Genomic DNA, 2,807 nt, shown 5'->3' with positions numbered 1-2,807 from the left:
ATGAGATTTCCCAGTATGTAAGACCCCTTGAAGACGACGAGGTAGATAGGCTGGGGGTGGAAGTGCAGTAATGCATGGAGCTGACCAGTACTAATCGGTCGAGGGCTTATCCAATAGCAAGTTTTGATCGCGTGCGTTTCGTTTCGAATCTAGTTTTCAGAGAACAACACTCTGATGAATGGAAGAAGCTATGCTTCGACCAATCGCGTTTGGTGGCGATGGCGGAGGGGTTCCACACGTACCCATCCCGAACACGACCGTTAAGCCCTCTAGCGCCGATGGTACTTGGACCGCAGGGTCCTGGGAGAGTAGGATGCCGCCAAGCAAAGTAAAGACACACTTGATGAAAATCAGGTGTGTTTTTTTGTGTGAACGATTAAATCTAAGCTAAGTGAGAAAGCAGTTTCAGTTATGATACGATACAAGTCTGACGAATCACCCTTATTTTGACTTGTTTTATACATAAAATACTGTCTTTCCATTGTGCCAAGCTGTGATACAATAGGTGAGGTCTATATAGAAACGGAACACGCATAATCACGAGGAGGAACCGTAACACCATGAAATCAGCCCCGTTTATAGCTGTTGAAGGTCCGATTGGAGCAGGGAAAACAACATTAGCTACGATGCTTTCCCAAGAATTGAATCTTCCATTGGTTAAAGAAATTGTCGAGGAGAACCCATTTCTGGCCTCCTTTTATCAAGATATCGACGAGTGGAGCTTCCAACTCGAAATGTTTTTTCTGTGTAATCGATTTAAGCAACTAGAAGACACCGGCGCTCAGTTTATTAAACAGAACAGCCCTGTCGTGTCGGATTATCATATCTATAAAAATTTGATTTTCGCTGAACGCACCTTAAAAGGAACGAAGCGGGATAAGTACCGCCAAATCTATCATCTGTTAACGGATGACCTGCCCAAACCCAATCTGGTGCTTTACATTGAAGCTGAACTGGATACATTGATGTACCGGATCAATAAACGCGGGCGTTCCTTTGAGCAAGATATGGACCCAGCTTATATGGAGCAGTTAATTGCAGACTACAAAACAGGAATGGAGTATTTAGCCAATGGCACAAATCCTCCAGTTATTCTCAAGATTGATGCAGAGCAGCTTGACTTTGTAGAACATCCTGAGCACTTCAGACAGATTGTTAATCAAGTAAAGGAGCTTATATGATATGAATAACTATGGCATTCCAGTGAATGCACTAATCACAGTAGCAGGAACGGTAGGGGTGGGTAAATCCACACTAACCGCAGCACTTGCAGATCGTTTGAATTTCAAAACGTCGCTTGAACAGGTTGATCATAATCCGTATTTGGAAAAGTTTTATCATGATTTTGAGCGCTGGAGCTTTCATCTGCAAATTTATTTCCTCGCTGAACGTTTTAAAGAACAAAAAAAGATTTTTGAATTAGGCGATGGTTTTGTACAGGATCGCTCCATCTATGAGGATACGGGCATCTTTGCACAGATGCATGCCGATCAGGGCACCATGTCTGCTACCGATTTCGAGACGTATAGCAGCTTGTTTGAAGCGATGGTCATGACGCCTTATTTTCCACACCCGGATGTTCTGATCTATCTGGAAGGCAGTTTGCCATCGATTCTTAACCGGATTAACGAACGTGGACGAGAAATGGAGATTCAGACAGACCGCTCGTATTGGGAGCACATGCATGAGCGCTATTCCGTATGGATTAACCGGTTCACAGCGTGTCCAGTACTGCGCTTGAACATTGATGAATATGATGTGCATAATCCAGCTTCAGTCGATGCTATTCTGGAGCAGATTGCGGCTGTAATTAAGCCATCCAAAGAAGCGCAGGTATAACTAATTATATTGATCCTCTGTAGGACAAGTTTAGGTAAAATAGACATCTCTTTTACAGTGATTCAGGCTGTGGAAGGGGTGTCTTTTCGATTTTTATATAAGAGGATTAGAAAAAAGGATCAGATAATCAAGCTATATTGGAATATGTATGTATATAGGTACTAGAATACAGAAAATTGTTGAAATTTGAAGCTTTTTGTGGTTTTATAGGAGAGGTGAATTATGGAAATATAGTATAAGCATGACTCAGGAGGGAAAGACATCATGGAAGATAAGCAAGGAGTAAAGATTGGGATGCCGATCATCGGTGGTTTGATTGCTGCCATACTGGGAGGTGTGGTATGGGCTGCGATTGCAGCTATGACGGAGTATGAGGTCGGACTTATTGCGATACTGGTTGGGGTGCTTTGCGGGTACGCTGTCGTGTTGTTCTCAAACAAAAGAATCGCAACGGTGCACAAGATTATTGCTGTCGTTTTCGCGTTGGTGGGTATTTTGCTTGGTAAATACTTGACAGTGGTTTATTTTACATCTGAATTGTTTACCGATGTGAGCTTGCTGACTCTGGTGTTCGACGGAGAAATGATCGGTGCGTTTACGGAAACGATTAAGGAATATTTCAGTGCACCTACAGACTGGTTGTTCATCGTATTGGCGATTGTATCTGCTTGGCAGATTCCAGGCCGGATGGCGAAAACAAGCATGGCATCCGAAGCATCGAGCTCGGATCAAGCACCAAGAGCATAAGCCAAACACGAAGTTCCCGGAGTGGACATCGATATCAGGATGGTTCACATTGCGGCCGGAACCGGTGGAGATGATTAAAAGGACGTAACGCCTTTAAAATGTACCCCTTGTAAAGGACAAATTAAAAAAGGTTAGGCTGCTTCAAGCTGTCGTCTGTATCTTGCAGGCGGCAGCTTGTTTAAGTTCCATTGACCTCGATAATGATTGTAATAGATCATGTA

Annotated in this window: 3 protein-coding genes and 2 rRNA genes; all 5 read left to right on the top strand. The window is 43.3% G+C overall.

Annotation, left to right across the window (positions count from 1 at the left end; all coding sequences use genetic code 11):
- A 23S ribosomal RNA gene (locus M3629_RS27895) occupies nt 1-114 on the top strand; the annotation flags it as partial.
- 94 nt (nt 115-208) lie between these two features.
- A 5S ribosomal RNA gene (gene rrf / locus M3629_RS27890) occupies nt 209-325 on the top strand.
- A 235-nt stretch (nt 326-560) separates the two neighbouring features.
- Nucleotides 561-1,181, top strand: a complete 621-nt coding sequence (locus tag M3629_RS27885) for a deoxynucleoside kinase (RefSeq protein ID WP_251512164.1) — start codon at nt 561-563, stop codon at nt 1,179-1,181.
- 1 nt (nt 1,182) lies between these two features.
- Entirely contained in the window at nt 1,183-1,839 is a 657-nt protein-coding gene (locus M3629_RS27880) for a deoxynucleoside kinase (RefSeq protein ID WP_251512162.1), read from the top strand.
- A 264-nt stretch (nt 1,840-2,103) separates the two neighbouring features.
- A complete protein-coding gene (locus M3629_RS27875; RefSeq protein WP_251512160.1) occupies nt 2,104-2,586 on the top strand; it encodes a hypothetical protein in 483 nt (160 codons plus the stop codon).
- Nucleotides 2,587-2,807 lie beyond the last annotated feature (221 nt).

Origin of the sequence: Paenibacillus polysaccharolyticus, from assembly GCF_023714295.1 — a bacterium.
GTDB classification, from domain to species: domain Bacteria; phylum Bacillota; class Bacilli; order Paenibacillales; family Paenibacillaceae; genus Paenibacillus; species Paenibacillus polysaccharolyticus_A.
The sequence above is the reverse complement of the archived record's forward strand: the minus strand, read 5'-3'. Positions and strand labels throughout refer to the sequence as shown.